We start from the raw sequence: 6,531 nt of genomic DNA, 5'->3' as shown, positions 1-6,531 counted from the left end.
GAAAGTTCGGGCTTTGTGATATTTTAAAAGAGGGTGTGAATTTTGACACACCCCCATGGCCGTTATCCCGATGGGGGTAACAACCTGGCCCTGATGGAACGACCCACCATCGAGACAACCAACCATTGGTGCACCTCCATGGTGGTGGATAAGAAGGATGTGGGAACAGGCATCGCCCCACAACCGAAGGCCCAAGGCGAGGTGGCCCATGTGAGATACTATAACCTGGTGGGACAGGAGATAACGGCGCCCAACCCCGACGCCATCGTGGTTCAGGTTGTGACCTATGAAAACGGAATGCGCGTGGCAAGGAAAATCAGGTGGCGACAATAGCGTTGCCCAGGGCTGAGGAGTTCAGCCCTTTTCGGGACGTGCCGTTGACCCACCCATTTTTGAGTTTTTGAATGAAGGTGGTTCACATGTTTCCACTTTCCCATTTTTCCATTTTCCACTTTAAGGTCGTTTCATAAAAAATCCCATTCGCCTTGTGTTGGCGAATGGGATGATATAGGGGGTTGGAATGTGTCGCTTAGTAGGCGCGCGCCACGATGACCCAGCTTGTGGCGGGCTTGCCGCTCACCATGTCGACTGCGCCTTCCTTCTGCTCGTAGCCGTAAGGTATGCAACGGATGGTGGCCTGAGTGTCTTCCTTGATCTTGGCCTCGGTCTCGGCGGTGCCGTCCCAGGGGCAGAGGAAGAAGCCGCCATTCTTGATGCGCTCCTTAAACTCGTCGTAGTTGGTGCACTCGTAGATCTTGCTGTCGCGCATCTTGCGAGCCTTCTCAAACACGCTGCGCTGAATGTCGTCGAGCATGTCTTTCACGCGCTCCACGATGCCGTCGAACGAAACGTTCTCCTTCTCCAAGGTGTCGCGGCGCATGATCTCGATGGTGTTGTTCTCCAGGTCGCGTCCGCCCATGACGAGGCGCACGGGAACACCCTTCAGCTCATAGTCGGCAAACTTGAAGCCCGGGCGCTTGTTGTCGGCGTCATCGTACTTCACGCTGATGCCCAGCTCACGCAACTGGTCGATGGCGGGCTGCAACTTGGCGGTGATGGCCTTGAGCTGCTCCTCGTTCTTGTTGATGGGGATGACCACTACCTGTATGGGAGCGAGCTTCGGGGGCAACACCAGTCCGTTGTCGTCGGAGTGGACCATGATGAGGGCGCCCATGAGACGGGTTGACACGCCCCACGATGTGGCCCACACATACTCGGGCTTGTTGTCCTTGTTGAGATAGGTCACGTCGAAGCTCTTGGCGAAGTTCTGGCCGAGGAAGTGGCTGGTGCCGCTCTGCAGGGCCTTGCCATCTTGCATCATGGCCTCGATGGTGTAGGTCTTCAGGGCTCCGGCGAAACGCTCGGTCTCGCTCTTCTCACCCCTGATGACGGGCACGGCCATCACGTCCTCCACGAAGTCGGCGTAGCAATGGAGCATGGTCTGGGCCTCCTCAACAGCCTCCTCGTAGGTGGCGTGGGCGGTGTGGCCCTCCTGCCAGAGAAACTCAGATGTGCGGAGGAACGGGCGGGTGCGCATCTCCCAACGCATCACGTTGCACCATTGGTTGCACTTGATGGGCAGGTCGCGCCACGAGTGGATCCAGTTCTTGTAAGTGTGCCAAATCATGGTCTCTGATGTGGGTCGGATGATGAGCTCCTCATCGAGCTTGGCGTCGGGGTCAACCACGATGCCCTTTCCGTTCTCGCTTGTCTTGAGGCGGTAGTGGGTCACCACGGCGCTCTCCTTGGCAAATCCCTCTACGTGCTCAGCCTCGCGAGCGAAGAAACTCTTTGGGATGAGCAATGGGAAATATGCGTTTTGCACGCCCAGTTTCTTAAATTCCTTGTCGAGGCCAGCCTGGATCTTCTCCCAGATGGCATAGCCGTAGGGCTTGATGATCATGCAACCGCGGACCGGGGCCTGCTCGGCGAGGTCGGCCTTCGTCACCAAGTCGTTGTACCACTGGCTGTAGTCGTCGGAACGCTTGGTAAGATGTTTCAGTTCTTTTGCCATGTTATGTCTTTACCTTAATTAAATAGTCGTGTTGTGCGCCTGGTCTGTTGCCGTTGGCGCGGTTTAGGGATTTCCCCATCGAGCGATAGGTATTTCCCGTTGGACGAATCCTTACGATTGGTTAATTTTGCCGCAAAGTTACGAAAAAAATATTCAATAAGATGCTATCTTGGGAAAAAAGCAGTAACTTTGCGAAGAAGAAAAAGTAAAAAACTAAATATTTGCAAGCATTATGAAAAAGGTAAAAGTTGCTACTGTAGGATTGTGCGCACTTACAATGGTGGGCATGGGTTGTTCAACCAAGGCTGGAACAGGTGCCCTCATTGGTACAGGATCGGGTACGGCTGTGGGTGCGCTCATCGGTGCCCTGGCTGGTAACACCGCCGTTGGTGCCGCCGTTGGTGCCGCTGTTGGTGCTGGCGCAGGCGCCCTCATCGGCAAGCACATGGATAAGGTGGCCGCCGAGACGGCCGCTCAGGTGAAGAACGGTAAGGTGGAGGAAGTGACCGACGCCAATGGCCTGAAGGCCGTGAAGGTAACCTTCGACAACGGCATCCTCTTCCCCGTGGGCAAGTATGCCTTGCAGGCTGCCGCCAAGAACGAGCTCTCTAAGTTCTCTAACGTGTTGAAGAACAACGCCGACCTGCAGGTCGACATCCAGGGCTACGCCTCTTCGGATGGTTCCAACGAGGTGAACCAGGTGCTCTCAAACAACCGTGCCAACTCGGTGAAGGCTTATCTGGTGAACACATGCGGCGTGCCCAGCTCGCAGATCAAGAGCGCTCAGGGCTTCGGCGAGACCAATCTCATCACCAACCCCGATGGCACCGAGAACGTGAAGGCCAGTCGCCGTGTGGAGGTCTACCTTTACGCTTCGCAGGCCATGATCGACAAGGCCAACGCAGGCAAGCTCAACTAAGCAGTCAACATTTTTGGATGAATTAAGGTGGGGGTGCGGACGCATGATGCGTCGGCATCCCTGTTTTGCTATGATAAAGAAGATCGTAAGATGGGCGCTTAGCCTCTTTTTCGCCTCCACCATTCTTGCGGTGGTGGCTTATCGTTTCATACCCGTCTACGTCACGCCGCTGATGCTCATCAGGTGTGTGCAGACGGGTAGTTTGACCATTCACCACCACTGGGTGCCCTTGGAGCAGATGTCTCGACACATGCCTGTGGCGGTCATGGCTTCCGAAGACTCCCATTTCCTGCTTCATCATGGCTTCGACTTCAACGCCATTGGTAGTGCTGCCAAGCGCAACATGGCCAACGGCAAGGGCGGCAAGCGGTTTGGCGCCAGCACCATCTCGCAGCAAACGGCCAAGAACGTGTTTCTGTGGCCGGGGCGCTCGTGGGTGAGAAAAGGTTTCGAGGTCTACTTCACGGCCCTCATCGAGGTGTTTTGGAGCAAGCAACGCATCATGGAGGTGTATCTCAACTCCATAGAGATGGGCGACCGCATCTATGGCGTCGACGCGTGTGCAGAGTATAACTTTGGCAAGACGGCCGATGCGCTCACGCGTGCCGATTGTGCGCTCATTGCAGCCACTCTGCCCAACCCCCGACGGTTCTCGTCGAAGGAGCCAAGCGCTTACATGCGAAAGCGCCAACGGCAAATCATGAACAACATGCGCTATATTCCCTCTTTCCCCAAGGAGGGGGAGGACTACGACCCCAAGACGGCCGTGGGAAGCACCTATAAATAATCACTACGCAACACTTTTACCCAACCATACATTATCGGAACATCAGATGCAGACCGAACAGACTCTCCTCGAACAACTCAACGACAACCAGCGACAGGCGGTGGTTTATTGCGACGGACCGCAGCTTGTCATAGCGGGCGCAGGGTCGGGCAAGACCCGTGTGCTCACGTATAAGATTGCCTATCTGCTCGTACATTACGACCTGAAGCCCTGGAACATCCTCGCTCTCACCTTCACCAACAAGGCGGCCAAGGAGATGAAAGGGCGCATATCGGGCCTTGTGGGCGATGAGCGGGGGCGCAGCTTGCAGATGGGCACGTTCCACTCCATCTTCTCGCGTATCCTGCGTGTGGAAGCCGCCACGTTAGGGTTCTCGTCGGATTTCACCATCTACGATGAGGCCGACTCGCGATCGCTCATCAAGAGCATCTGCAAGCAGATGGGGCTCGACGACAAGACGTATAAGCCCTCGACCGTTCATGCCGCCATCTCCATGGCGAAGAACCGACTGCAGATGCCCGACGACTATGCCGCCGATGGCGATTCCTTGGAGCGCGACAGGCGGCGTAACATGGCAGAGACGCATAAGATCTATAGGGCTTACCAGTCGCGTCTGCGTCTGGCCAACGCCATGGACTTCGACGACCTGTTGGTTTACACCTATCTGCTATTGAACCAAAACGAGGAGATACGTCGCAAATATGCTGCGCGGTTCCAATATGTGCTGGTCGATGAGTATCAGGACACCAATTATGTGCAGCAACAAATCCTGTGGTTGCTCACACGTGATGTGCGCCGCATCTGCGTGGTGGGCGACGATTATCAGAGCATCTACGCGTTCCGTGGTGCGAAGATCGACAACATATTGAATTTCCAAAAGGTGTATGCCGACGCGCAACTGTTTAAGTTGGAGCGCAACTATCGTTCCACTAAACTCATTGTGGCGGCCGCCAACTCTCTCATGAAGCACAACGAACGGCAGATACCGAAGGAGGTGTATAGCGAGAATGAGAACGGAGAGAAGGTGAAGGTCATGGAGACCATCTCCGACAAGCGCGAGGCGGCGATCGTGTGTCGAGAGATCAAGCGCATCCGACAGCAGGAGAAATGCCGCTGGAGCGACTTCGCCATACTCTACCGCACCAATGCCCAGAGCCGCCTGTTTGAGGAGGAGATGCGCAAGCCTGAGGTGGCCATGGGCGACAAGTATCGGGTGTATGGGGGATTGAGCTTCTACCAACGAAAGGAAATCAAGGATGTCATAGCTTATCTCCGTCTGGTGGTCAACCCCAACGATGAGGAGGCGTTCCGCCGTATCGTGAATTACCCGGCACGAGGAATTGGCGACACCACGCTGGCGAAGGTTTTGAATTGCGCCCAGCAACAGGAGACCAGCCTGTGGGAGGTGATCTCCAACCCCGTGCAATATCAGTTGCCCGTGAACAAGGGGACGGCCACGAAACTTCTGAATTTCCGGGCGCTCATCGATGGTTTTGTGGCGCAACGGGAGGAGAGCGACGCGCTAACGCTGGCGCGCGATATCGTAGAGAAGAGCGGCATCAAGGCCGATCTTGCCACCGACCGCACGGCCGAGGGCGATAGCAGACGCGAGAACCTCGACAGTTTGATATCGGGCATCGCCGACTTTGTGCAGGCGCAACGCGAGGATGGACAGGAGGAGCATGTGTTGCTGACCGACTATCTGGCGAACGTATCGCTGATGACCGATCAGGATTCTGACGATTCGTCGGACGATAAGGTGACGCTCATGACCATCCATGCCGCCAAGGGGCTGGAGTTTGGGACGGTGTTTATCGTGGGACTGGAGGAGAATATCTTCCCCAGTCAGATGTCGGTGGGATCGATACACGAGTTGGAGGAGGAACGCCGATTGCTTTATGTGGCCATCACAAGGGCCGAGAAACATTGTTACCTGACGTGGGCCCACACGCGATGGCGCTTCGGAAAGATGGATGGCTTTGTTAATGCGAGTAGGTTCCTCAACGACATCGCCCCCAAATACTTAGACGTGCAGGTGGAGGGCGGCCGTGGTAGCGGTGGTCATTCGTCGTATGGCGAGACGTGGGGTGGCAACTCTCACGGCTCGCATCGTCCATGGGAGGACGATTATGAGATTAACAAACCCTACACGGGAAGTAGGGAGTGGGGGAACGACTATGGACGTAGGAGTGGTAGGATGCAAAACTCACGACCTGTGGCAGGGCAGTTTATGGCCGATCCCAAACCCAAGATTACGTCGCCCCGGCAGGCAGAACAAGCCGTCAACCCTTTCTCGCCATCGTTTGAGAAAATGCTTCGGCAAGGTGGGCGATGGACCAAGGTGGAGCAAGCGGTTACTAATGGTGGGCGCACTTCAGGCAGCGGCCAGCGTACATCGGCTCCTTCCGGCGCGTCGTCAGGCTCTTCTTACGCTTCGTCAGGGTCGGCAGGCTTGCACCCGGGAAGCGTCGTTGAGCACCAACGCTTCGGTCGTGGCGTGGTGGTGAAAGTGGAAGGTGTGGGCGAGAACGCCAAGGCCACGGTCGATTTCGATGCGACGGGCCGCAAGCAGCTCCTGCTCAAATTCGCCAAGCTCCGCATTGTGGGCTGACCCATGTAGGGGCAGCGGAGGCGAGAATAGGATGTAGCCATCCCCTTCCCGTCGGGGATAAACCCCCATCGGTCATTAGACCGAAACAGGAGGGGTGTTAGTGTCTTATGGTTTCAACGCGAATGTCGCAACCTGCTCGAAACAAAGTAACCATCCGAAATATGCCGACTTGTTAATTGCAAAAAAACTCGCAAGTGTTT

Annotated in this window: 5 protein-coding genes; 4 read left to right on the top strand and 1 reads right to left on the bottom strand. The window is 55.8% G+C overall.

Going from position 1 to position 6,531, the window contains the following annotated elements; all coding sequences use genetic code 11:
* The first annotated feature begins 42 nt into the window (after positions 1–42).
* Positions 43–333, top strand: coding sequence for a hypothetical protein (locus WKK33_RS09610; protein WP_337933613.1), 291 nt, complete (start codon positions 43–45; stop codon positions 331–333).
* Between the two features lie 196 nt (positions 334–529).
* Here WKK33_RS09610 and proS read toward each other — a convergent pair whose 3' ends face one another.
* The gene (gene proS / locus WKK33_RS09605; RefSeq protein ID WP_337933612.1) at positions 530–2,014 is read right to left on the bottom strand and encodes a proline--tRNA ligase; all 1,485 of its coding nucleotides are present in this window, start codon (positions 2,012–2,014) and stop codon (positions 530–532) included.
* Positions 2,015–2,246: 232 nt separating this feature from the next.
* Between proS and WKK33_RS09600 the strand changes: the two genes are divergently transcribed.
* The 3 genes from WKK33_RS09600 (at position 2,247) to WKK33_RS09590 (ending at position 6,331) form a co-directional block, all read left to right on the top strand.
* Complete coding sequence (locus WKK33_RS09600) at positions 2,247–2,933, top strand: OmpA family protein (RefSeq protein ID WP_337933611.1); 687 nt, start codon at positions 2,247–2,249, stop codon at positions 2,931–2,933.
* Positions 2,934–3,003: 70 nt separating this feature from the next.
* Complete coding sequence (gene mtgA / locus WKK33_RS09595; RefSeq protein ID WP_215760128.1) at positions 3,004–3,720, top strand: monofunctional biosynthetic peptidoglycan transglycosylase; 717 nt, start codon at positions 3,004–3,006, stop codon at positions 3,718–3,720.
* Between the two features lie 46 nt (positions 3,721–3,766).
* Positions 3,767–6,331 (top strand): UvrD-helicase domain-containing protein, encoded by a 2,565-nt coding sequence (locus tag WKK33_RS09590; protein ID WP_337933610.1) that lies wholly within the window; start codon positions 3,767–3,769, stop codon positions 6,329–6,331.
* Positions 6,332–6,531 lie beyond the last annotated feature (200 nt).

This window comes from Hallella sp. (genome assembly GCF_037460745.1).
Classification (GTDB): Bacteria; Bacteroidota; Bacteroidia; order Bacteroidales; family Bacteroidaceae; genus Prevotella; species Prevotella faecis.
This window is presented reverse-complemented; position numbering and strand designations above follow the sequence as displayed.

Excerpts from the sequence above, each read along its gene's own strand:
- proS (WP_337933612.1), bottom strand. The coding sequence starts at position 2,014 with ATGGCAAAAGAACTGAAACATCTTACCAAGCGTTCCGACGACTACAGC.
- WKK33_RS09600 (WP_337933611.1), top strand. The coding sequence starts at position 2,247 with ATGAAAAAGGTAAAAGTTGCTACTGTAGGATTGTGCGCACTTACAATG.
- mtgA (WP_215760128.1), top strand. The coding sequence starts at position 3,004 with ATGATAAAGAAGATCGTAAGATGGGCGCTTAGCCTCTTTTTCGCCTCC.
- WKK33_RS09590 (WP_337933610.1), top strand. The coding sequence starts at position 3,767 with ATGCAGACCGAACAGACTCTCCTCGAACAACTCAACGACAACCAGCGA.